This window comes from Streptomyces dryopteridis (genome assembly GCF_049606955.1).
Lineage (GTDB): Bacteria > Actinomycetota > Actinomycetes > Streptomycetales > Streptomycetaceae > Streptomyces.
Genome location: NZ_CP187113.1, coordinates 1,346,501 through 1,368,862, shown reverse-complemented (window position 1 = coordinate 1,368,862; position 22,362 = coordinate 1,346,501). Strand labels below are relative to the sequence as shown.

21 protein-coding genes are annotated in these 22,362 nt (G+C 73.2%); 17 read left to right on the top strand and 4 right to left on the bottom strand.

Translation table 11 applies throughout. The features are described from left to right. Positions 1 to 85 precede the first annotated feature (85 nt). Positions 86 to 1,519 (top strand): sugar porter family MFS transporter, encoded by a 1,434-nt coding sequence (locus tag ACN20G_RS05405; RefSeq protein WP_424211572.1) that lies wholly within the window; start codon positions 86 to 88, stop codon positions 1,517 to 1,519. Between the two features lie 39 nt (positions 1,520 to 1,558). On the opposite strand, the gene ACN20G_RS05400 is transcribed toward ACN20G_RS05405, so the two are convergent. Beyond that, positions 1,559 to 2,545, bottom strand: coding sequence for an LLM class flavin-dependent oxidoreductase (locus ACN20G_RS05400; RefSeq protein ID WP_424211571.1), 987 nt, complete (start codon positions 2,543 to 2,545; stop codon positions 1,559 to 1,561). Between the two features lie 151 nt (positions 2,546 to 2,696). Between ACN20G_RS05400 and ftsY the strand changes: the two genes are divergently transcribed. Then, positions 2,697 to 3,923 (top strand): signal recognition particle-docking protein FtsY, encoded by a 1,227-nt coding sequence (gene ftsY / locus ACN20G_RS05395; protein ID WP_424211570.1) that lies wholly within the window; start codon positions 2,697 to 2,699, stop codon positions 3,921 to 3,923. 95 nt (positions 3,924 to 4,018) lie between these two features. Here ftsY and ACN20G_RS05390 read toward each other — a convergent pair whose 3' ends face one another. Further along, positions 4,019 to 4,687 carry a bifunctional DNA primase/polymerase gene (locus ACN20G_RS05390; protein WP_424211569.1) on the bottom strand — a complete coding sequence of 223 codons (669 nt, stop codon included), beginning with the start codon at positions 4,685 to 4,687 and terminating at the stop codon, positions 4,019 to 4,021. Positions 4,688 to 5,098: 411 nt separating this feature from the next. Between ACN20G_RS05390 and ACN20G_RS05385 the strand changes: the two genes are divergently transcribed. The 5 genes from ACN20G_RS05385 to ffh all read left to right on the top strand — a co-directional run bounded on the left by ACN20G_RS05385 (position 5,099) and on the right by ffh (position 12,870). After that, a complete protein-coding gene (locus tag ACN20G_RS05385) occupies positions 5,099 to 6,586 on the top strand; it encodes a hypothetical protein (RefSeq protein WP_424211568.1) in 1,488 nt (495 codons plus the stop codon). A 356-nt stretch (positions 6,587 to 6,942) separates the two neighbouring features. Beyond that, complete coding sequence (locus ACN20G_RS05380; protein ID WP_424211567.1) at positions 6,943 to 8,286, top strand: ammonium transporter; 1,344 nt, start codon at positions 6,943 to 6,945, stop codon at positions 8,284 to 8,286. After that, positions 8,283 to 8,621 (top strand): P-II family nitrogen regulator, encoded by a 339-nt coding sequence (locus tag ACN20G_RS05375; RefSeq protein WP_424211566.1) that lies wholly within the window; start codon positions 8,283 to 8,285, stop codon positions 8,619 to 8,621. The genes ACN20G_RS05380 and ACN20G_RS05375 overlap by 4 nt, the downstream gene beginning before the upstream one ends. Positions 8,622 to 8,727: 106 nt before the next feature. Continuing rightward, positions 8,728 to 11,199: a [protein-PII] uridylyltransferase gene (locus ACN20G_RS05370; protein WP_424211565.1), complete on the top strand. Its 2,472-nt coding sequence runs from the start codon at positions 8,728 to 8,730 to the stop codon at positions 11,197 to 11,199. Positions 11,200 to 11,304: 105 nt separating this feature from the next. Next, complete coding sequence (gene ffh / locus ACN20G_RS05365; protein WP_424211564.1) at positions 11,305 to 12,870, top strand: signal recognition particle protein; 1,566 nt, start codon at positions 11,305 to 11,307, stop codon at positions 12,868 to 12,870. A gap of 87 nt (positions 12,871 to 12,957) precedes the next feature. Here ffh and ACN20G_RS05360 read toward each other — a convergent pair whose 3' ends face one another. Together ACN20G_RS05360 and ACN20G_RS05355 are read right to left on the bottom strand one after the other, a co-directional pair. Next, positions 12,958 to 13,329 (bottom strand): transcriptional antiterminator, encoded by a 372-nt coding sequence (locus ACN20G_RS05360; protein ID WP_424211563.1) that lies wholly within the window; start codon positions 13,327 to 13,329, stop codon positions 12,958 to 12,960. 334 nt (positions 13,330 to 13,663) lie between these two features. Continuing rightward, the gene (locus tag ACN20G_RS05355; RefSeq protein ID WP_424211562.1) at positions 13,664 to 14,350 is read right to left on the bottom strand and encodes a methyltransferase type 11; all 687 of its coding nucleotides are present in this window, start codon (positions 14,348 to 14,350) and stop codon (positions 13,664 to 13,666) included. Between the two features lie 132 nt (positions 14,351 to 14,482). On the opposite strand from ACN20G_RS05355, the gene proS reads away from it, so the two are divergent. The 10 genes from proS to lepB (ACN20G_RS05305) all read left to right on the top strand — a co-directional run bounded on the left by proS (position 14,483) and on the right by lepB (ACN20G_RS05305) (position 22,319). Beyond that, positions 14,483 to 15,895, top strand: a complete 1,413-nt coding sequence (gene proS, locus ACN20G_RS05350) for a proline--tRNA ligase (RefSeq protein ID WP_424211561.1) — start codon at positions 14,483 to 14,485, stop codon at positions 15,893 to 15,895. A 198-nt stretch (positions 15,896 to 16,093) separates the two neighbouring features. Beyond that, positions 16,094 to 16,693 (top strand): hypothetical protein, encoded by a 600-nt coding sequence (locus ACN20G_RS05345; RefSeq protein ID WP_424211560.1) that lies wholly within the window; start codon positions 16,094 to 16,096, stop codon positions 16,691 to 16,693. 246 nt (positions 16,694 to 16,939) lie between these two features. Further along, a complete protein-coding gene (gene rpsP / locus ACN20G_RS05340) occupies positions 16,940 to 17,377 on the top strand; it encodes a 30S ribosomal protein S16 (protein WP_424211559.1) in 438 nt (145 codons plus the stop codon). A 2-nt stretch (positions 17,378 to 17,379) separates the two neighbouring features. Beyond that, positions 17,380 to 17,619, top strand: a complete 240-nt coding sequence (locus ACN20G_RS05335) for an RNA-binding protein (protein ID WP_007266827.1) — start codon at positions 17,380 to 17,382, stop codon at positions 17,617 to 17,619. A gap of 79 nt (positions 17,620 to 17,698) precedes the next feature. Next, entirely contained in the window at positions 17,699 to 18,280 is a 582-nt protein-coding gene (rimM, locus tag ACN20G_RS05330; protein ID WP_424211558.1) for a ribosome maturation factor RimM, read from the top strand. After that, positions 18,280 to 19,101, top strand: coding sequence for a tRNA (guanosine(37)-N1)-methyltransferase TrmD (gene trmD, locus ACN20G_RS05325; RefSeq protein WP_424211557.1), 822 nt, complete (start codon positions 18,280 to 18,282; stop codon positions 19,099 to 19,101). The genes rimM and trmD overlap by 1 nt, the downstream gene beginning before the upstream one ends. 132 nt (positions 19,102 to 19,233) lie before the next feature. Beyond that, positions 19,234 to 19,584, top strand: coding sequence for a 50S ribosomal protein L19 (gene rplS, locus ACN20G_RS05320; RefSeq protein WP_424211556.1), 351 nt, complete (start codon positions 19,234 to 19,236; stop codon positions 19,582 to 19,584). Between the two features lie 44 nt (positions 19,585 to 19,628). Continuing rightward, a complete protein-coding gene (gene lepB / locus ACN20G_RS05315; RefSeq protein WP_424211555.1) occupies positions 19,629 to 20,486 on the top strand; it encodes a signal peptidase I in 858 nt (285 codons plus the stop codon). A 5-nt stretch (positions 20,487 to 20,491) separates the two neighbouring features. Then, entirely contained in the window at positions 20,492 to 21,307 is an 816-nt protein-coding gene (lepB, locus tag ACN20G_RS05310) for a signal peptidase I (protein ID WP_424211554.1), read from the top strand. Between the two features lie 115 nt (positions 21,308 to 21,422). Beyond that, on the top strand, positions 21,423 to 22,319 hold the full coding sequence (lepB, locus tag ACN20G_RS05305) for a signal peptidase I (RefSeq protein WP_424215380.1): 897 nt from the start codon (positions 21,423 to 21,425) through the stop codon (positions 22,317 to 22,319). Positions 22,320 to 22,362 lie beyond the last annotated feature (43 nt).

Genomic DNA, 22,362 nt, shown 5'->3' with positions numbered 1-22,362 from the left:
AACGCGGCCCGTCTCCCGGCGGGCGCGTTCGGTGTCGGAGCCCGTCCCGCCCGGACCTTCGTCCTGCCCCCTCCCAGGAGCATTCGTGACCAGCTCTCCGAACGCGCCGGCCGCCGGCCCCGCCGGGTCCGCGCGACCGCCCGAGCACCTCGGGCACGTCGTCTTCATCACCGCCGCCGCCGCGATGGGCGGCTTCCTCTTCGGCTACGACAGCTCCGTGATCAACGGGGCCGTCGAGGCCATCAGGGGACGGTTCGCGATCGGCTCGGAGGCCCTGGCCCAGGTCATCGCCGCGGCCCTGATCGGGTGCGCGATCGGCGCGGCCACGGCGGGCCGGATCGCCGACCGGATCGGCCGGATCCGGTGCATGCGGATCGCGGCTGCCCTCTTCACGGTCAGCGCCGTCGGCTCGGCCCTGCCCTTCGCCCTGTGGGACCTGGCGATGTGGCGGGTCTTCGGCGGCTTCGCCATCGGCATGGCCTCGGTGATCGGCCCGGCGTACATCGCCGAGGTCTCCCCGCCGGCCTACCGGGGCCGGCTGGCCTCGTTCCAACAGGCCGCCATCGTCATCGGCATCGCGGTCTCCCAGCTCGTCAACTGGGGGATCCTCGGGATGGCCGACGGCGACCAGCGCGGCAAGGTGGGCGGGCTGGAGGCGTGGCAGTGGATGCTCGGGGTGATGGTGGTCCCGGCGCTGCTGTACGGCCTGCTGTCCTTCGCGATCCCCGAGTCCCCCCGGTTCCTGATCTCGGTGGGGCGGCTGGACCAGGCCAAGAAGGTGCTCGCCGAGGTCGAGGGCGAGAACGCCGACCTCGACGGGCGGGTCGCCGAGATCCGCAGGGCGATGCGCTCCGAGCAGAAGTCCACCTTCCGCGACCTGCTCGGCGGCCGGTTCGGACTGCTCCCGATCGTCTGGATCGGCATCGGCCTGTCGGTGTTCCAGCAGCTCGTCGGCATCAACGTGATCTTCTACTACAGCTCCTCGCTGTGGCAGTCCGTGGGCATCGACCCGAGCAGCTCCTTCCTGTACTCCTTCACCACCTCGATCATCAACATCATCGGCACCGTGATCGCGATGCTGTTCGTGGACCGGATCGGCCGCAAGCCGCTGGCGCTGATCGGCTCGGTGGGCATGACGGTCTCGCTGGGCCTGGCCGCGTGGGCCTTCTCCTACAAGACCGGCAGCGGGGACCACATCACCATGCCGGACGCGCAGGGCACCACGGCCCTGATCGCCGCCCACGCCTTCGTGCTGTTCTTCGCCCTGTCCTGGGGCGTGGTGGTCTGGGTGCTGCTCGGCGAGATGTTCCCGGGCCGGATCCGGGCGGCGGCCCTCGGCGTGGCCGCCGCCGCCCAGTGGGTGGCCAACTGGCTGATCACCGTCACGTTCCCGACCCTGTCGGACTGGAACCTGTCCGGGGCCTACGTGATCTACACCGTCTTCGCCCTGCTCTCGATCCCCTTCATCCTCAAGTGGGTGCCCGAGACCAAGGGCAAGTCGCTGGAGGAGATGGGCTGAGCCGCGGGCCCCGGCCGCCCGGCCCCGTCCCGCCCCGGCTCAGTCCCGCAGCCGGGGCAGGACCTTCTCGCCCAGCAGGGTCAGGCTCCGCCACCCCTCCTCGATCGGCATCCCGCCGCACAGGGGGTGCAGCACGAGGTTGCCCGCGTCCCCCGCCTCCCGCGCGTGCGCCACCGCCTGGTCCGGGGTGAGGATCCGGTACACTCCCTCCGCCCGCAGCTCCTCGACGGTGCGCGCCGTGGAGGAGACCGCCGAGCGGATGTCGGCGGACTGCCAGGAGGCGTAGACGGACGCCTCGTGCAGGAAGTGTCGGCCGTACTCGGCCCAGGCCCGGTCCGGGTCCTCCGCCACGTGCAGCAGCGGGGTGACGGGCGCGGGCATCATGCAGAAGCCCTCCGTGCCGTGCGCGGCGAGCCGCTCCTCGTAGAACTCGCGCAGCTCGGGCAGGTGCGCGCTCGGGAAGAAGGGCAGGCCCAGCCGGGCCGCCCGCTCGGCCGCCGCCCGGGAACTGCCGCCGACCAGCAGCAGGGGGTGCGGGCGGGTGAACGGCACCGGGGTGACGCGCACCGTGCGGCCCCGGAACTCGAAGGGCTCCCCGGTCCACGCCTTCAGCAGGGTCTCCAACAGCTCGTCTTGGAGCCGGCCGCGCCGCTCCCAGGGGACGCCGTGCTGCTCGTACTCGGCCCGCCGGTAGCCGATCCCGGAGACCGTCACCAGCCGGCCGCCGCCGATCAGGTCCAGCACGGCGATGTCCTCGGCCACCTTCAGCGGGTCGTGCAGCGGGCCGATGATCGCCGAGACGGTCACCGCGATCCGGTTGGTGGCGCCGAACACGGCGCCCGCGAAGACGAAGGGGGAGGGGATCCAGTGGTTGTCGGTGCCGTGGTGCTCCTCGGTCTGGATCGTGTCGATCCCGTGCGCGTCCGCGTAGCGGGCCATCTCCAGCGCGGCCTGCCAGCGCGCGGCCAGCGACTCGCGGGTGCCCTCGGGGTCGACGAGGTTGAAACGGGCCACGGTGATGGGCATGGGCGTGTGTCCCCTCGGCCGACGATGGTGCGCCGACCGTAACTGACGAGACGTCAGATTCCCAGGGGGTCGCCCCCCGCCCACGGCGTTCGGGCGACCTCGCGCCGCCTACCGGTGCCGCCCCGCGCCCGTGGCCGATACTGGAGCGGTTATGGACATCGTCATTCTCGCTGTAGTCATCGCCCTGGTCGCGGTCGTCGCGGTCGGCGGACTCGTGGTGGGGAGCCGCCGCAAGAAGCAGCTCCCCCCCTCGGCCCCCACCGCCACGCCCACCATCACCGCCCCGCCCGCCGAACCGAGCGTCGGGGAGGACGCGGCCGACACCGCGCCCGAACCCCGCCGCACGGTCGAGGAGGTCGTCCTCCCCGACACCGAGGCCGCCCCCACCGAGACCCCGGTCGCGATCGAGGACCCGGTCGTCGAAGCGCCCCCGGCGCCCGAGATCGAGGTCCCCGAGCCCACCGCCGGCCGCCTGGTCCGGCTGCGCGCCCGGCTGGCCCGCTCGCAGAACTCCCTCGGCAAGGGCCTGCTCACGCTGCTCTCCCGCGAACACCTCGACGAGGACACATGGGAGGAGATCGAGGAGACCCTCCTCATCGCCGACGTGGGCGTGATCCCCACCCAGGAACTCGTGGAGCGCCTGCGCGAGCGGGTCAAGGTGCTCGGCACCCGCACCCCCGAGGAACTGCGCGCCCTGCTCCGCGAGGAGCTGATCACCCTGGTCGGCCCCGACATGGACCGCGCCGTGCGCACCGAGTCCGGCCTGGACACCCCCGGGGTCGTCATGGTCGTCGGCGTCAACGGCACCGGCAAGACCACCACCACCGGCAAGCTCGCCCGGGTCCTGGTCGCCGACGGCCGCAGCGTGGTCCTCGGCGCCGCCGACACCTTCCGCGCCGCCGCCGCCGACCAGCTCCAGACCTGGGGCGACCGGGTCGGCGCCCGCACCGTGCGCGGCCCCGAGGGCGGCGACCCCGCCTCCATCGCCTTCGACGCGGTCAAGGAGGGCATCGCCGAGGGCGCCGACGTGGTCCTCATCGACACCGCCGGCCGGCTGCACACCAAGACCGGGCTCATGGACGAGCTCGGCAAGGTCAAGCGCGTGGTCGAGAAGCACGGCCCGCTCGACGAGGTGCTCCTCGTCCTCGACGCCACCACCGGCCAGAACGGCCTCACCCAGGCGCGCGTCTTCGCCGAGGTCGTCGACATCACCGGCATCGTCCTCACCAAGCTCGACGGCACCGCCAAGGGCGGCATCGTCGTCGCCGTCCAGCGCGAGCTGGGCGTCCCCGTCAAGCTCGTCGGACTCGGCGAGGGCGCCGACGACCTGGCCCCCTTCGAGCCCGAGGCATTCGTCGACGCCCTGATCGGCGACTGACCCCACCCGCCCCGGCGCACCCGCCACGAGGCCCCCGCGTCCCATGGGACGCGGGGGCCTCGGCCGTGTCCGGCGCGGGGGAGGAGGGGAGGGGCTCAGGCGCGGAAGCGGTGCGAGCTGTACGCGAGGGTACCCAGCAGCAGCCGGGCCTCCGGCGGCCGACCGCCCGAGTCCAGGGCCGGCGAACGCAACCAGGCCACCGGCCCGTGCCCGCCCAGATCGGAGGGCGGGGCCGTCAGGTGCGCCCCGGACCCCAGGGCCCGCAGGTCCAGCCCCGCGTCGTCCCAGCCCATCCGGTACAGCAGGGCCGGTAGCTCGACGGCGGCCCCGGGCGCGACCAGGAACTGCGCCCGGCCGGTCGGGGTCACCAGCGCCGGCCCGAGCGGCAGCCCCATCCGCTCCATCCGGGCCAGCGCCCGCCGCCCGGCCTCCTCGGCCACCTCGATCACGTCGAAGGCGCGTCCCACCGGCAGCAGCACGGCCGCGCCCGGGAACTCGCCCCAACAGCCCGTGACCTCGTCCAGGGTGGCGCCGGCCGCCACCTCGGCCGCGAAGTCCAGGGGGTGCGCGCCGGGGGCCGCGCACCGCGCGTCCCCACAGGAGCAGTCCCGTCCGGGGCCGGCCGCCCGGGCCCCGGGGACCACGTCCCACCCCCACAAGCCCGTGTACTCGGCCACCGCCGTACAGTCCGAGGTCCGGCCGCGCCGCCGCGAGCCGGACCGGAACTCCCTGGTGCCACGGCTGCCGCCGATCGTGAAGCCCATGCCCATGCCCCCTCCAACGGGTCGAACGCGCCGGTGGTTACGAGCGGTCGTCCGCCGGCGGCCGCGGCGTGCGGTCCGGCGGCAGCGGTCCGCCCCCGGCGCGCGAGAGCCCTCGCGCGCCCCCTCGTGCACCGGTCCACCCGGTCGATGTCTGCCGCTGTCAAGTGAATCGCGCCCGGCCGGCGGCGGGTTCATTCGAAGGGGTGGCGAATGGTGGCGTTTCACGGATCGACTCACCGCGGGGGTGATCGTAGGATTACTTTCGGTACACGAACCTCGGCCGGCACATCCATACGTGGGTATGCCGGAGGCAATCGGTGAAGGGCTTGTGAAGGTCCCGGGCGGCCGGTGCGATCCCTAGCAGGGTTTCGTGTGAAGAGGCCGATCGGGGCGGATGGGGGCGTTCTCTACGTGAACGGCAGCGGCGGCGAGGACGGGGCCGACGGCACGGGCGGGGACCCCACCGGCGGACGCAACGAGAAGCTGACCGACTGGTTCGTCCGCAGCGGCTGGTCCAAGGGCGAGCTCGCCCGCCAGGTCAACCGCCGCGCCCGCCAGGTCGGCGCGCACCACATCAGCACCGACACCAGCCGGGTCCGCCGCTGGCTCGACGGCGAACAACCCCGCGAACCCGTCCCCCGGATCCTCTCCGAACTCTTCTCCGAACGCTTCGGCTCCGTCGTCGCCATCGAACACCTCGGCCTGCGCACCGCCCACCAGACCCCCTCCCTCTCCGGGGTCGACATGCCCTGGGCCGCCGCGCACACCGTCTCCCTGCTCGGCGAGTTCTCCCGCAGCGATCTCATGCTCGCCCGCCGCGGCTTCCTCGGCAGCTCGCTGGCCCTCGCGGCCGGCCCCTCCCTCATCGAGCCCATGCAGCGCTGGCTCGTACCCACCCCCGGCGGCGAGGGCAGCCCCCGCGAACTCCCCGGCAACCGCAACGCCCGCCTCTCCGGCCCCGAACTCGACCTGCTGGAACAGACCATCGTCATGTTCCGCCAGTGGGACGCCCAGTCCGGCGGCGGACTGCGCCGCAAGGCCGTCGTCGGCCAGCTCCACGAGGTCACCGACCTGCTCCAGGAGAACCACCCCACCGCCGTGCGCCGCCGGCTCTTCAAGGTCGCCGCCGAACTCGCCGAACTCGCCGGCTGGATGAGCTACGACATCGGCCTGCACCCCACCGCGCAGAAGTACTTCGTGCTCGCCCTGCACGCGGCCAAGGAGGCCGGGGACAAGCCGCTCGGCTCCTACATCCTGTCCAACATGGCCCGCCAGATGATCCACCTCGGCCGGCCCGAGGACGCCCTGGAACTCGTGCACCTCGCCCAGTACGGCAGCCGTGACTGCGCCGGCGCCCGCACCCAGGCCATGCTGCACGCCGTCGAGGGCCGCGCCTACGCCAACATGGGCCAGGCCGCGCGCTGCAAGCGGGCCGTCCGCATGGCCGAGGACACCTTCTCCGACGCCGAGTTCGAGGACGCCGCCGAACCCGACTGGATCCGCTTCTTCTCCGAGGCGGAGCTCAGCGGGGAGAACTCCCACTCCTACCGCGACCTCGCCTACGTGGCCGGCCGCTCCCGGCTCTACGCCGCCCACGCCGAACCGATCATGGCCCGGGCCGCGGAGCTCTTCGCCAAGGACGGCAAGCACCAGCGCAGCCTCGCCCTCAACCTCGTCGGCATGGCCTCCGTCCACCTCCTGAAGAACGAACCGGAACGCGCCACCACCTGGCTCGACCAAGCCCTCGACGTGGCCAAAAAGGTGCGCTCCGAACGCGTGAACTCCCGATTGCGGACAACCGTCGACACGGCCGTGCGTGAATACGGTCGGGTCGCCGAGGTCCGCTCCCTCACCGAGCACCTCAGCGCCCGGCTCCCCGAGACCGCCCAGGCGGTCTGACCCCCGACCCCGGTCGCGGCAGCGACCCCGATACGCCCGATCAGGCTCCCCCGCCAGGTCATCCGGGCCCTGCCGCGACCGGCCCCACCCCCGCCGGCCCCCGCCCGCGGACCCCGCCGGCGTTCCCCCGAACGGCCCGCGACCGACCGGCCCGGCGTTCACGGCCGCGTAACACGCCCCGGTCCTTCGTCACCCCGGTGAAACACCCCACGGCGCCATCCGAAACCGGCGCGCGGGAACCTCGGGGCTCACAACCGGCCGGCTCCCGTCCCGGTTGCCCCCGCCCCGCCCGCGCCGCCGCCGGCGGTTCCCCCGCTCGCCCGCACAGCGAGCGCCACCACGACGAGGAGACGCCGATGGCCTCAGCCATCACGAACCTCGCCGCAGACACCCCCTCACTGTCTGCGGCCAACACGGGGTTCATGCTCATCTGCTCGGCCCTGGTCATGCTGATGACCCCGGGCCTCGCCTTCTTCTACGGGGGCATGGTCCGCGTCAAGAGCAGCCTCAACATGCTGATGATGAGCTTCATCAGCCTCGGGATCGTCACCGTCCTGTGGGTCCTCTACGGCTTCAGCCTCGCCTTCGGCGCCGACGTCGGCTCCGTGATCGGCTGGTCCGGGGACTACCTCGGCCTCAGCGGCATCGGGATCACCGAACTCTGGGACGGCTACACCATCCCCGTGTACGTCTTCGCCGTCTTCCAGCTCATGTTCGCCGTGATCACCCCGGCCCTGATCAGCGGCGCCCTCGCCGACCGCGTGAAGTTCGGCGCCTGGGCCCTGTTCATCACCCTGTGGGCCACCCTCGTCTACTTCCCCGTCGCCCACTGGGTCTGGGGCGCCGGCGGCTGGCTCTTCGAACTCGGCGTCATCGACTTCGCCGGCGGCACCGCCGTCCACATCAACGCCGGCGCCGCCGCCCTCGGCGTCATCCTCGTCATCGGCAAGCGCGTCGGCTTCAAGAAGGACCCGATGCGCCCCCACAGCCTCCCGCTGGTCATGCTCGGCGCGGGCCTGCTGTGGTTCGGCTGGTTCGGCTTCAACGCCGGCTCCTGGCTCGGCAACGACGACGGCGTCGGCGCCGTCATGTTCGTCAACACCCAGGTCGCCACCGCCGCCGCCATGCTCGCCTGGCTCGGCTACGAGAAGATCCGCCACGGCGCCTGCACCACCCTGGGCGCGGCCTCCGGCGCCGTCGCCGGCCTCGTCGCCATCACCCCCTCCGGCGGCTCCTGCTCCCCGCTCGGCGCCATCGCCATCGGCGTCATCGCCGGCGTGGCCTGCGCCATGGCCGTGGGCCTGAAGTACCGGTTCGGCTACGACGACTCCCTCGACGTGGTCGGCGTGCACCTCGTCGGCGGCATCCTCGGCTCCCTGCTCGTCGGCCTCTTCGCCACCGGCGGCGTCCAGTCCGACGTGGCCGGCCTCTTCTACGGCGGCGGGTTCGCCCAGCTCGGCAAGCAGGCCCTCGGCGTGGTGGCCGTGCTCGCCTACTCCCTCGTCGTGTCGGCGCTCCTCGCCCTCGTCCTCGACAAGACCATGGGCATGCGCGTCCCCGAGGACGACGAGGTCTCCGGCATCGACCAGGCCGAGCACGCCGAGACCGCCTACGACTTCAGCGGCGCCGGCGGCGGCTCCGCCCGGTCCGCCGCCGGCGGCGCCGTGCCCACCCCGAACACCAGGAAGGTGACCGCGTGAAGCTGATCACCGCCATCGTCAAACCGCACCGCCTCGACGAGATCAAGGAGGCCCTCCAGACCTTCGGGGTCCAGGGCCTGACCGTCTCCGAGGCCAGCGGCTACGGCCGGCAGCGCGGCCACACGGAGATCTACCGGGGCGCCGAGTACACCGTGGACCTCGTCCCCAAGATCCGCATCGAGGTCGTCGTCGACGAGGAGGCCGCCGAGGACGTCATGAACATCCTCGTCAAGGCCGCCCGGACCGGGAAGATCGGCGACGGCAAGGTGTGGAGCGTCCCCGTGGACACCGTCATCCGGGTCCGCACCGGGGAACGCGGTCCCGAGGCCCTCTGACCCCCGAGAGATCCCGAGACCCAGCGACCGAGAGACCCGAAGACCGAGCCCGGGGCGCCCCCACGCGCCCCGGGCCGGTGCGCCACCGAACCGACGGGAGCCCCCGGTGACCCCAGCCGACCAGCCCGCCCCCGACGCCGGGTACGCCGAGGCCCGCGCCGCCCTCCTCGCCGACCCGTCACCCACCGGCCCCGCCCGCCGCGCCGCCCTCGCGGCCCTCACCGACCGGCACCTCGCACGGGCCTTCGACACCGCCGTCCGCGAGACCGGCGTCACCGGCGCCGCCCTCGTGGCCGTCGGCGGCCACGGCCGCGCCGAACTCTCCCCCCGCAGCGACCTCGACCTGCTCCTCCTGCACGACGGCGGCGCCGACCGCAAGGCGCTCACGGCCCTCGCCGAACGCCTCTGGTACCCCCTGTGGGACCTCGGCCTCGACCTCGACCACGCCGTCCGCACCCCCACCGAGGCCCGCAAGGTCGCCGCCGACGACCTCAAGGCCCACCTCGGCCTCCTCGACGCCCGCCCCGTCGCCGGCGACCACACCGCCGTCACCGCCCTGCGCAGCCGGATCCTCACCGACTGGCGCAACCGGGCCGCCGCCCGCCTCCCCGAACTGCGCGAGCTGTGCCGCGAGCGCGCCGACCGCGCCGGCGAACTCCGCTTCCTCCTCGAACCCGACCTCAAAGAGGCCCGCGGCGGCCTGCGCGACCTCACCGCCCTGCGCGCCGTCGCCGCCTCCTGGCTCGCCGACGCCCCCCGCACCGGACTCGAACGCGCCCGCCGCCGGCTCCTCGACACCCGCGACGCCCTCCACCTCACCACCGGCCGCGCCGGCGACCGCCTCACCCTCCAGGAACAACCCGAGGTCGCCCGCCGCCTCGACCTCCCCGACGGGGACGCCCTGCTGCGCGAGGTCTACGAGGCCGCCCACGTCGTCTCCTACGCCGCCGACCTCACCTGGCGCGAGGTCGACCGCGTGCTGCGCGCCCGCGCCGCCCGCCCCCGGCTGCGCGGCCTGCTCGGCGGCCGGTCCGCCCCCGCCGCCCGCAGCCCGCTGGCCGAGGGGGTCGTGGTCCAGGACGGCGAGGTCGGCCTCGCCCTGACGGCCCGCCCCGAACGCGACCCCGTCCTCCCGCTGCGGCTGGCCGCCGCGGCCGCCCGCGCCGGCCTGCCCGTGGCCCCGCACGCAGTCCGCCGCCTCCTGGAGCACGGGGCCCCACTGCCGGTGCCCTGGCCCGCCGAGGCCCGCGAACAACTCCTCACCCTCCTCGGCGCCGGCCCGCCCACCGTCCCGGTCTGGGAGGCCCTCGACGCCGAGGGCCTGATCACCCGCCTCCTGCCCGACTGGGAACGCGTCCGCTGCCGCCCCCAACGCAACCCCGTGCACACCTGGACCGTCGACCGGCACCTCATCGAGACCGCCGTCCACGCCGCCGCCCGCGCCCGCCGCGTCCACCGCCCCGACCTCCTCCTCATGGCCGCCCTCCTGCACGACCTCGGCAAGGGCTGGCCCGGGGACCACAGCGTCGCCGGCGAGACCATCGCCCGCGACCTCGCCCGCCGGATCGGCTTCGACCCCGCCGACACCGAGACCCTCGCCGTCCTCGTCCGCCGGCACCTGCTCCTCGTCGACACCGCCACCCGGCGCGACCTCGACGACCCCGCCACCATCCGGCTCGTCGCCGACGCCGTCGGCGACACCGGCACCCTCGAACTCCTCCACGCCCTCACCGAGGCCGACGCCGCCGCCACCGGCCCCGCCGCCCGCACCGCCTGGCGCGCCGGCCTCGTCACCGACCTCGTCGGCCGCGTCGCCGCCCACCTCGGCGCCTCCACCCCCGGGCCTCCCGCCCCCCACCCCCACACCGACCCCGCCGAGACCGAACGCCTCGCCCTCGAAGCCCTCCGCACCGGCGCCCCCGTCCTCACCCTGCGCACCCGCGCCCACCCCGGGACCGGCCCCGACGCCGACGCGGGCCCGCTCGGCGACCACGACCCCGAGATCGGCGCCGAACTCCTCGTCGCCGTCCCCGACCGCCCCGGGGTGCTGCCCGCCCTCGCCGGGGTCCTCGCCCTGCACCGGCTCACCGTGCACGCCGCCGACCTCCGCGAGGTCACCCCGCCCGACACCACCGGCCTCACCGGCGAGGCCCTCGTGCTGCGCTGGCGCGTCGCCGCCGAGTACGGCACCCTCCCCGAGGCCGCCCGACTCCGCGCCGACCTGCTGCGCGCCCTCGACGGCACCCTCGACCTCGGCGCCAAACTCGCCGCCCGCCGCGCCGCCGCCCCCCGCCGCCGGGGCGCCCGCCCGCCCGAACCCACCGTCACCGTGCTCGCCGAGGTCTCCGCCACCGCCACCGTCCTCGAAGTCCGCGCCCCCGACGAGGTCGGACTCCTGCACCGGATCGGCGCCGCCCTCGAAGGGGCCGGCGCCCGGGTCCGCAGCGCCCACGTCTCCACCCTCGGCGGCAACGCCGTCGACTCCGTCTACGTCACCGACCCCGACGGCAAACCCCTCACCGCAGAGGCCGCCCGCGCCCTCGCCGGCCGCGTCGCCGAGGCCCTGCGCGCCGACTGACCGTCACGGGCGGCCCACCCCCACCCACCGCACCCGCCCCGAGCGCCGGGCCGGATACCCTGGGGGGCGACGACACCGCCCCCGACCCGAGGAATCGCGACCACCGTGTTCGATACGCTTTCCGACCGCCTCAGCGCGACCTTCAAGAACCTCCGGGGCAAGGGCCGCCTCAGCGAGGCCGACATCGACGCTGCGGCCCGGGACATCCGTATCGCCCTCCTCGAGGCGGACGTCGCCCTGCCGGTCGTGCGGTCCTTCATCGCGAACGTCAAGGAACGGGCCCGCGGCGCCGAGGTCTCCAAGGCCCTCAACCCCGCCCAGCAGGTCCTCAAGATCGTCAACGAGGAGCTCGTCGGCATCCTCGGCGGCGAGACCCGCCGGCTGCGCTTCGCCAAGACCGCCCCCACCGTGATCATGCTCGCCGGCCTCCAGGGCGCGGGCAAGACCACCCTCGCCGGCAAGCTCGGCCACTGGCTCAAGGGCCAGGGCCACTCCCCGCTGCTCGTCGCCTGCGACCTCCAGCGCCCCAACGCCGTCAACCAGCTCTCCGTGGTCGCCGAGCGCGCGGGGGTCGCGGTCTACGCCCCGCAGCCCGGCAACGGCGTGGGCGACCCGGTCCAGGTCGCCAAGGACTCCATCGAGTACGCGAAGAACAAGGTCCACGACATCGTCATCGTGGACACCGCCGGTCGCCTCGGCATCGACGCGGAACTGATGCGGCAGGCCGCCGACATCCGTGACGCCGTCAGCCCCGACGAGATCCTCTTCGTCGTCGACGCCATGATCGGCCAGGACGCGGTCAACACCGCCGAGGCGTTCCGCGACGGCGTCGGCTTCGACGGCGTGGTCCTCTCCAAGCTCGACGGCGACGCCCGCGGCGGCGCCGCGCTGTCCATCGCGCACGTCACCGGCAAGCAGATCATGTTCGCCTCCAACGGCGAGAAGCTGGACGACTTCGACGCCTTCCACCCCGACCGGATGGCCGGCCGGATCCTCGACATGGGCGACATGCTCACCCTGATCGAGAAGGCCGAACAGACCTTCAGCCAGGCCGAGGCCGAGAAGATGGCGGCCAAGCTGGCGAAGGGGCCCAAGGAGTTCACGCTCGACGACTTCCTGGCCCAGATGGAGCAGGTCCGCAAGATGGGCTCCATCTCCAAGCTGCTCGGGATGCTCCCCGGCATGGGCCAGATCAAGGAGCAGATCAACAACATCGACGAGCGCGACGTGGACCGCACGGCCGCCATCATCAAGTCGATGACCCCGGCCGAGCGCCAGGACCCCACGATCATCAACGGCTCCCGCCGCGCCCGCATCGCCAAGGGCTCCGGCGTCGAGGTCAGCGCCGTCAAGAACCTCGTCGAGCGCTTCTTCGACGCCCGCAAGATGATGTCCCGCATGGCCCAGGGCGGCGGCATGCCCGGGATGCCCGGCATGCCGGGCATGGGCGGCGGCCCCGGCCGGCAGAAGAAGCAGATCAAGCAGGCCAAGGGCAAGCGCAAGAGCGGCAACCCGATGAAGCGCAAGGCCGACGAGGCCGCCGCCGCGGCCCGCCGCGAGCAGGGCCCCGCCGAGATCGCGCCGGCCGACGGCAGCAGCCCGTTCGGCCTGCCCACCGGTCAGGACGGCAACTTCGAACTCCCCGACGAGTTCAAGAAGTTCATGAAGTGACCCCGCCGGGGTGAACCACCCCGCGCGCACGACGGCCGCGGGGCCGGGAGCGGCCCTCGGGCGACTCCCGGCCCCGCGGCCGTCACGTCAGCGGGACTGGCGCGCCAGCACCGCCAGGTGCATCCCGAGGAAGTTGACCTCCGAGGCCGGCAGGCTCGCGCCCAGCGCGAGCGCCGCCCGGTCCGCCAGCGCCCGCGCCCGCGCCGTCGCCCCCGGATGCCCGGCCAGCTCCGCCGTCACCGCCTCGTCGGTCAGGAACCGGGTGACGGGCTCGCCGTCCGCCAACCGGGTCAACGCCATCGCCAGGTGACCGGTCAGCATCCCGGCCGTGGTCTCCGTGACCACGTACCCCTCCCGCGCGAGCAGCCCCAGCTCCTCGCCGACGAAGGAGGCCACCTCCGGCGGCACCCGTCCGCTGTCCCGCAGGAGTTCCAGGCGCAGTGCGAGCCGCTCGTCCATCGGGGCCCTCCTCTCGTCCGTTCGGCTGATTCGACAGTAGCCGGCGGTCCCCGACCGCGCCGGGTGGCCTTGGTCCCGACCTGCCAGGGCCGAAGGGGACGGGGGTCGGCCGGATCGCGCCGTCGCACACCCCCGCGCACGGCCGGAAATCCCCCGCCCGGCGGACGCGTCGTGCGCGCCGGACCTCACCCCGGACCGCACCGGCCACGCACGCGCGCCTGCCGCATCGGGCCCACCCCACCCGGACGCCGCCCCGCGCGGACCCCGCGCACACGCCCGCGTCCGGGCCCCGACGGGACCCGGACGCGGGCGGAGGGCGACGGACGCGCCGGGCTCAGGGAACCCGGGCGATCACGTAACGGAACACGTTGGGCAGCCAGACGGACCCGTCGGGCCGTCCGTACGGGTGCAGGGCCTCGGCCAGCTCCTTCTCCGCCTGCACCGGGTCGGAGAGGTCGTACAGCCCGGTGGAGGCCAGGCCCCGCACCGCGCTGTGCGCGTCGGCGTACCCGAACGGACAGAACACCCGGCCCGAGCCCTCCGGCCGCAGCCCCACCCCCTCCACCACGGCGTCCAGGTCCTGCGGCGCGGGCCCGCCGCCCAGCACGCTGGGCACCGTGCACCGCTCGGCCGGGCCCCAGCCCGCCACCACCACGGCCCCGCCCCGCCGCACCAGCGGCAACGCGTCCGGCACGGCGTCCACCCCGGCCGGGGAGAACGCGGCGAGCACGTCGTACCCGGCCCCCGCCTCCGCCGGCTCCGGCGGCTCGGCCCGCACCGCCAGCGCCCGCTCCCGGGCCAGCGCCCGACGGGCCGGATCCTCCTCGACCCCGGTCGCGCGCACGCCCCGGGACGCGGCCAGCAGCAGCGCCAGCCCGGTCCCGCACGCCGGTCCGAGCAGACGATCGCCCGGACCGGCCTCCAGCCGTTCGTAGACCGCCTCGTAGAGCGGTACCAGCATCCGTTCCTGGATCTCGGCCCAGTCCCGGGCGACGAGCGTCGCCGTCGACGTCGATGTCATCGAAAGAAAGCTCCTGATCCTTCTCGCCCCCTTGCCCCCCAGTTGTCAGGGAACTCCGCAATCGCCCCCGCGTCCAGAGGAGCGTCCGACCCGATTCACGCTCACGGGGCGAGGCGCCGTACCATTCGCGCCATGGCAAAGGCTCCCGTTCTCACCCCCCAGGCGGAGGATTTCCCCCGCTGGTACCAGGATCTGATCAACAAGGCCGAGCTGGCCGACAACGGGCCGGTTCGCGGCACCATGGTCATCCGACCGTACGGCTACGGGCTGTGGGAGCGGATGCAGCAGGAGATGGACGCGCGCATCAAGGACGCGGGCGCCCAGAACGCGTACTTCCCGCTCTTCATCCCGCAGTCGTACCTGACGCGCGAGGCCGAGCACGTCGAGGGCTTCGCCCCCGAGCTCGCCGTCGTCACCCACGGCGGCGGCAAGGAGCTGGAAGAGCCGGTCGTGGTCCGGCCCACCTCCGAGACGATCATCAACGAGTACTTCTCGAAGTGGGTGCAGAGCCACCGCGACCTGCCCCTGCTCATCAACCAGTGGGCCAACGTCGTCCGCTGGGAGATGCGTCCGCGCGTGTTCCTCCGGACGAGCGAGTTCCTGTGGCAGGAGGGGCACACCGCCCACGCCACGTACGAGGACGCCCGCGAGTACGCGGCCCGGATCCACCGGGACGTCTACGGCGACTTCATGACCAACGTCCTCGGCATCGACGTGGTCCTCGGCCGCAAGACCGCCAAGGAGCGCTTCGCCGGGGCCATCAACACCCTCACCCTCGAGGGCATGATGGGCGACGGCAAGGCCCTCCAGATGGGCACCAGCCACGAGCTGGGCCAGAACTTCGCCAAGGCGTTCAACACCACGTACCTCTCCAAGGAGAGCAAGCAGGAGCTGGTCTGGCAGACCTCCTGGGGCGTCTCCACCCGCATGGTCGGCGGGCTGATCATGTCCCACGGCGACGACAACGGCCTGCGGGTCCCGCCGCGCCTGGCCCACGTCCAGGTCGTCGTCATGGCGATCAAGGGCGACGAGGCCGTGGCCAAGGTCCGCGAGCTCGGCGACCGCCTCAAGGCCGCCGGCATCCGCGTGCACGTGGACGACCGGGTCGAGACCCCCTTCGGCCGCCGCGCCGTGGACTGGGAGCTCAAGGGCGTGCCCGTGCGCGTCGAGATCGGCCCGCGCGACCTGGAGAACGGCACCGCGATGCTGGCCCGCCGCATCCCCGGCGGCAAGGTCGCCGTCAGCGTCGACGAGCTGGTCGACCTGCTCCCGAAGGTCCTCGACGAGGACCAGGCGCAGCTGCTGCGCGAGTCCCGCGATCGTCGCGAGTCCCGCACCAGCGACGTGAGCACGATCGAGGAGGCGGCCGAGGTCGCCATCGGCGGCGGCTGGGCCCGCATCCCGTGGGCCGACCTCGGCCCCGAGGGCGAGGCCAAGCTCGGCGAGCAGGCCGTCTCGGTCCGCTGCCTGATCGCGGAGGACGGCTCGGTGCCCGAGGCCGACGACGCCCCCGGCACCGTGGCGATCGTGGCCCGCTCCTACTGAGCGGACCGGTCACGACCGTGACAGCGACCCGGGGCCCGGTGGACCACGTCCGCCGGGCCCCGGTGTGTACCGAGTCCTCCACAGATCCGCGCACCCGCCCTCGTCCACGTGCATCAGGCCGAACTGACTGGTAAGTGCAAAAGAATTTGGAATGGACGGGAATCGGAACACCGGAGCCCCCCGGCTCGTTGTCACGACGTGAGCACGACACCACCTGTCCTCGCCGCAGAGCTGGCGCAGGCGTGGGCCGACATTCAACGGCACCACCCCGAGCTGCCGGACCTTGCCGCACCCGAATCCCTGATCGGGGAGTCCTCGTCCGCCTGCGGTCACGAGCTCTCCTTCGAGCGGCTGCTCCACGAGGCCGTGCACGGCATCGCCGCCGCGCGCGGCGTCCGTGACACCTCGCGGGCGGGCCGCTACCACAACCGCCGCTTCCTCGCGATCGCCGAGGAGATGGGGCTCGACCACTCCGAGGAGCCGCACGCCAGCAGCGGCTTCTCGCTGGTCACCCTCAACCCCGAGGCCAAGAAGCGCTACCGGCCCACCATCGAGAGGCTCCAGCGCGCACTCAAGGCGCACGACGCCGCCACCAGCGCCGACACCAAGCGCAGCTTCCGCGGGCCGGCCGCCCGGCACGGCTCCTCCGGGGGCGGCGTCCGCGTCAAGGCCGTCTGCGACTGCGGGCGCAACGTCCGCGTCGTGCCCTCCGTCCTCGCCCAGGCCCCGATCGTCTGCGGCGGCTGCGGCAAGCCCTTCCGGATCCCGGAGGCCGCGGTCGCGGCGGCGGCCTCCTGACCCCCGACCCGTCCGCGCCCCACGCGCCCCGGACCACCGCCGCGAGGCGGCCGGCCGGGGCGTGCGCGCGCTCCCGGCCCGGGTAGGGGCCCCGGCGGGTGTGTGGCACAATGGGCAGCTGTACTCGACAGTCGCACAGGAACCCTCTCGCCTCCGGCTGACGCGTCCATCGGGCCACCCGAGTACCACAACCCCACGTGGCATCAACGGTGCCCCACCACGTCAAGTTCAGGAGACACCACTCCAGTGGCAGTCAAGATCAAGCTGAAGCGTCTCGGCAAGATTCGCCAGCCCCACTACCGCATCGTCGTCGCCGACTCCCGCACCCGCCGTGACGGCCGTGCGATCGAGGAGATCGGCCTCTACCACCCGACGTACAACCCGTCGCGTATCGAGGTCGACTCGGAGCGCGCGCAGTACTGGCTCTCCGTCGGCGCCCAGCCGACCGAGCCCGTCCTCGCCATCCTGAAGCTGACCGGTGACTGGCAGAAGGCCAAGGGCCTGCCGGCGCCGGAGAAGGGCCTGCTGGCCCCGGCGACCAAGGAAGACAAGCGCCGCTCCTTCGACGAGTTCGCCAAGGCCCTCGAGGGCACCGAGGCGAAGGGTGAGGCCATCACCCAGAAGAAGAAGGCCGACAAGAAGGCGGACGAGGCCGAGGCCGCCGCCGAGTCGACCGAGGGCTGAGCATGCTCGAGGAGGCCCTTGAGCACCTTGTGAAGGGCATCGTCGACAACCCCGACGACGTGCAGGTCGCCTCGCGCAACCTGCGGCGCGGCCAGGTGCTGGAGGTCCGGGTTCACCCCGACGACCTCGGCAAGGTGATCGGCCGCAACGGCCGCACCGCGCGTGCGCTGCGCACCGTCGTGGGCGCCATCGGCGGGCGGGGGATCCGCGTCGACCTCGTCGACGTGGACCAGGTTCGCTGAGCAGTGCGGAACACCGGCACGGGCCGGGGAGGGCAATCGCCCGCCCCGGCCCGTCGTCGTATGGACAGGAGAAGGAAGAGTGCAGCTGGTAGTCGCGCGGGTGGGCCGCGCCCATGGCATCAAGGGTGAGGTCACCGTCGAGGTGCGCACCGACGAGCCCGAACTGCGGCTCGCACCGGGCGCCGTGCTCGCCACCGACCCGCCCTCGGTGGGACCGCTGACGATCGAGACCGGTCGGGTGCACAGCAGCCGGCTGCTGCTGCGGTTCGCCGGTGTCACCGACCGCACCGGGGCCGAGGCCCTGCGCAACACCCTCCTCATCGCGGAGGTCGACCCGGAGCAGATGCCGGAGGACCCCGAGGAGTACTACGACCACCAGTTGATGGACCTCGACGTGGTCCTCGTCGACGGCACCCCGGTCGGCCGGATCACCGAGATCTCCCACCTGCCCTCGCAGGACCTGTTCATCGTGGAGCGCGAGGACGGCTCGGAGGTGATGATCCCGTTCGTGGAGGAGATCGTCACCGAGATCGACCTCGCGGAGCAGCGCGCCGTCATCGACCCGCCGCCCGGCCTGATCGACGACCGGGCCGAGGTCGCCTCCGCCCGTGAGACGGCCGCGGAGGCCGAGGCCGCCGAGCGCGCCGGGGACGCCCCCTGATGCGCCTCGACGTCGTCACGATCTTCCCCGAGTACCTCGACCCGCTCGACGTCTCGCTGGTCGGCAAGGCCCGCCGGCGCGGCAGCCTGGACGTGCACGTCCACGACCTGCGCCGCTGGACCCACGACCGGCACAACACGGTGGACGACACCCCGTACGGCGGCGGCCCCGGCATGGTCATGAAGACCGACCCGTGGGGCGACTGCCTCGACGACGCGATCGCGGCGGGCTACGAGGCCGGCGCGCACGGCCCGGCCCTCGTGGTCCCCACCCCCAGCGGCCGGCCGTTCACCCAGGAACTCGCCGTCGAACTCGCCGCCCGGCCGTGGTTGATCTTCACCCCGGCCCGGTACGAGGGCATCGACCGCCGGGTCACCGAGGAGTACGCGACGCGGATGCCCGTGTACGAGGTCTCCATCGGGGACTACGTGCTCGCGGGCGGGGAGGCCGCCGTCCTCGTCATCACCGAGGCCGTGGCCCGACTGCTGCCGGGGGTGCTCGGCAACGCCGAGTCCCACCAGGACGACTCCTTCGCCCCCGGGGCCATGGCCAACCTGCTGGAGGGCCCCGTCTACACCAAGCCCCCGGAGTGGCGCGGCCGGGGCATCCCGGAGGTGCTGCTCAGCGGCCACCACGGGAAGATCGCGCGCTGGCGCCGGGACCGGGCGCTGGAGCGCACCGCCGCCCACCGCCCCGACCTGATCGAGCGCACCGACCCGAGGACCTTCGACAAGAAGGACCGCGAGACGCTCTCGATCATGGGCTGGTCGCCCAGCCCCGACGGCCGGTTTTGGCGTCGGCCGCAGGACGTGGAAGAATAGGCGGCTGTCGTACGCCCGTGTGCGCCCCTGCCACAGGGGGACCGTCGCCCGTCGGGTGGCACGACTGACGAAATCTCTCCGAAAACCCGCTCGGCGACCTGTGGCGTCGTGCGAAGAAAGCAGACGAAGAACATGTCTCACCTGCTCGACGGCATCAACGCCGCCACCCTGCGCTCGGACCTCCCGGCCTTCCGCCCGGGTGACACGGTCAACGTGCACGTCCGCGTGATCGAGGGCAACCGCTCCCGTATCCAGCAGTTCAAGGGTGTCGTCATCCGCCGCCAGGGCTCGGGCGTCTCCGAGACCTTCACCGTGCGCAAGGTCTCCTTCAGCGTCGGTGTGGAGCGTACCTTCCCGGTCCACTCCCCGATCTTCGAGAAGATCGAGCTGGTCACCCGCGGTGACGTCCGCCGCGCCAAGCTGTACTACCTCCGTGAGCTGCGCGGCAAGGCCGCGAAGATCAAGGAGAAGCGCGACCGCTGAACCCGCGCCCGGATCCCCGGGAGGGCCGGTTAGGCTCCTCCACGATGGACACCGACGCACGTTTCACGCCACGCGACCGCACCGAACCCGGGACCGACCCGGGGGAGGAGCGGTCGCGTTCGGCGTTTCCGGGGTCCTGGGTACGGCTCGGGTCCTGGTCCCGGCGGCGCCGGTGGGCGGCGGTCCTGGTCGGCTGCGTGCTGCTGACCCTGGGGGCCTGCGCGTTCGTGGCCCGACCCTTCCTCATCCCCAGCCGCTCCATGGAGCCGACCCTGGCGGTCGGGGACCGGGTGCTGGTGAACCGCCTGGCCTACGCGTTCGGCGAGGAGCCGAAACGCGGGGACGTGGTGGTCTTCGACGGCACCGGGTCCTTCGTGCGGGAGTCGGCGGCCGACGCGGGGTTCGGCGCGCTGCTGCGACGGGTCGCGGCCGCCGCCGGCCTGGTGGAACCCCCGGACACCGACTTCGTCAAGCGCGTGATCGGCGTGGGCGGGGACTCGGTGGTGTGCTGCGACGCGGTCGGACGGCTCCAGGTGAACGGGACCTCGATCGGGGAACCGTATCTGCGGGCCGGGGACGCGCCCTCGCGGGTCCCGTTCCGCACGCTGGTGCCGGAGGGCCGGCTGTGGGTGATGGGGGACCACCGCGCCCAGTCCCGCGACAGCCGTGACCACCTCGGGGACCCCGGGGGCGGCACGGTGCCGGTGGAGAAGGTGATCGGGCGGGCCGCGTGGGTGGTGTGGCCGGCGGGCCGCTGGGGCGGGCTGCCGGAGCGGCGCCCCGAGCCCGTGCCCGGCTCGGTGCCCCTGCCGGAGCCCTCGCGGGCCGGCGAGTGGACCCCGCGCGCCGAACCGACCCCGGGTGCCGGGGCCGGCGCCGGCGGTGCGGGCGGTCAGGGGTGAACGAGATGACAGGGAGACCGGGGCCGCACGAGGAGGGCGCGGAGCCGTCCCCGCCCGGGGGCAGGGCCCAGCGCCGCCGCAAGGCCCGCCGGGACAAGCGGGTGCGCCGCACCAAGCGGGTCGGCGAGATCCCGCTGCTGGTGGTGATGGCGCTGCTGATCGCGCTCGTGCTGAAGACCTTCCTGGTCCAGGCGTTCTACATCCCGTCCGGGTCGATGGAGCAGACGATCCGGATCGGGGACCGGGTGCTCGTGGACAAGCTGACCCCGTGGTTCGGCAAGGAGATCCGCCGGGGCGACGTGGTGGTGTTCGAGGACCCGGGGAACTGGTTGCAGGGGGAGCAGGCCCGGCCCGCCCCCGATCCGGTGGTGATCAAGCAGGTCAAGGAAGTGTTGACGTTCATCGGCCTGCTGCCGTCGGCGGACGAGCAGGACCTCATCAAGCGCGTGATCGGGGTCGGCGGGGATCGGGTCACCTGCTGTGACGCGCAGGGGCGGGTGAGCGTCAACGGCACGCCCCTGGACGAGCCCTATGTGATGGCGGGGAACGCGCCCTCGGAGATCCCCTTCGACGTGACCGTCCCCGAGGGCCGGCTGTTCGTGCTCGGCGATCACCGTTCGAACTCGGCGGACTCCCGCTACCACCTCGACGAGGGCTTTCGCGGCACGATCGACGTCGGCAAGGTCGTGGGGCGCGCCTTCGTGATCGCCTGGCCCACCGGACACTGGGCCTCCCTCGACGACCGGGGGACGTTCGCGCGGGTCCCGGAACCCGGCCGACGCGGCCGCCGGCGGCGTCGCGCGGCCGCTCCGGTCGCATAGTGTGTTCTCCGTCTCCCGACCCTTGGGGAACTCCCGCTCGTTAGGGGGAGTGGAGGTACCGTGCCGCAGCTCGGCGCGGGCGACGAATCGGCGTGAGGAGTTGGATGTGGGGGACGTGGCGGTAGGCGCGCGATCCGGTCGCGAGGAGCCCGAGGAGAAGCCCGAGCAGAAGATCGAGGGCGCCGCCGAGGGCGAGGTCGCCGACGACGAGGACGCGGAGCCGCAACCACGGTCCTTCTGGAAGGAACTGCCGATCCTCATCGGCGTCGCGCTGGTCCTGGCCCTCCTGATCAAGACCTTCCTCGTGCAGGCGTTCTCCATCCCGTCGGACTCCATGCAGAACACCCTGCAGCGGGGCGACCGGGTGCTCGTCGACAAGCTGACGCCGTGGTTCGGGTCGGAGCCGGAGCGCGGCGAGGTCGTCGTCTTCCACGACCCGCTGAACTGGCTCGCCGGTGAGCCCACCCCGGAGCCGAACATCCTCCAGAAGGGCCTGAGCTGGATCGGCCTGATGCCCTCGGCGGAGGAGAAGGACCTGATCAAGCGGACCATCGCGGTCGGCGGGGACACCGTCTCCTGCGCCAAGGGCGGTCCGGTGATCGTCAACGGCAAGGAACTGAACGAGCCGTACATCTTCCCCGGCAACTCGCCCTGCGACGACAAGCCCTTCGGCCCGCTGACCGTCCCCAAGGGGCACATCTGGGTCATGGGCGACCACCGCCAGGACTCCTACGACTCGCGCTACCACCAGGAGGACCCCACCCGGGGCTTCGTGCCGGTGGACAAGGTCGTCGGCCGGGCCGTGGTGATCGCGTGGCCGGTGACCCGCTGGGCGACCCTGCCCGTGCCGGACACCTTCGACCAGCCGGGCATCGGCACCAAGGCCGCGGCCGCCGCCGTCTCCCTGGCTCCGGCCGGCGCCGGGCTCGCGGGAGCCGTGCCGATCGTGCTGTGGCGCCGCAAGCGCCGGATCGAGAACACCCGGTCCGCCGCGGGGCGTACCGCCGAGTAGCCCCGCCCGGTAGATTGCGCCCGTCAGCGTGTGCCGAGGCTGG

Excerpts from the sequence above, each read along its gene's own strand:
- ACN20G_RS05400 (WP_424211571.1), bottom strand. The coding sequence starts at position 2,545 with ATGCCCATCACCGTGGCCCGTTTCAACCTCGTCGACCCCGAGGGCACC.
- ftsY (WP_424211570.1), top strand. The coding sequence starts at position 2,697 with ATGGACATCGTCATTCTCGCTGTAGTCATCGCCCTGGTCGCGGTCGTC.
- ACN20G_RS05390 (WP_424211569.1), bottom strand. The coding sequence starts at position 4,687 with ATGGGCTTCACGATCGGCGGCAGCCGTGGCACCAGGGAGTTCCGGTCC.
- ACN20G_RS05380 (WP_424211567.1), top strand. The coding sequence starts at position 6,943 with ATGGCCTCAGCCATCACGAACCTCGCCGCAGACACCCCCTCACTGTCT.
- ACN20G_RS05360 (WP_424211563.1), bottom strand. The coding sequence starts at position 13,329 with ATGGACGAGCGGCTCGCACTGCGCCTGGAACTCCTGCGGGACAGCGGA.
- ACN20G_RS05355 (WP_424211562.1), bottom strand. The coding sequence starts at position 14,350 with ATGACATCGACGTCGACGGCGACGCTCGTCGCCCGGGACTGGGCCGAG.
- proS (WP_424211561.1), top strand. The coding sequence starts at position 14,483 with ATGGCAAAGGCTCCCGTTCTCACCCCCCAGGCGGAGGATTTCCCCCGC.
- ACN20G_RS05335 (WP_007266827.1), top strand. The coding sequence starts at position 17,380 with ATGCTCGAGGAGGCCCTTGAGCACCTTGTGAAGGGCATCGTCGACAAC.
- trmD (WP_424211557.1), top strand. The coding sequence starts at position 18,280 with ATGCGCCTCGACGTCGTCACGATCTTCCCCGAGTACCTCGACCCGCTC.
- rplS (WP_424211556.1), top strand. The coding sequence starts at position 19,234 with ATGTCTCACCTGCTCGACGGCATCAACGCCGCCACCCTGCGCTCGGAC.
- lepB (WP_424211555.1), top strand. The coding sequence starts at position 19,629 with ATGGACACCGACGCACGTTTCACGCCACGCGACCGCACCGAACCCGGG.
- lepB (WP_424211554.1), top strand. The coding sequence starts at position 20,492 with ATGACAGGGAGACCGGGGCCGCACGAGGAGGGCGCGGAGCCGTCCCCG.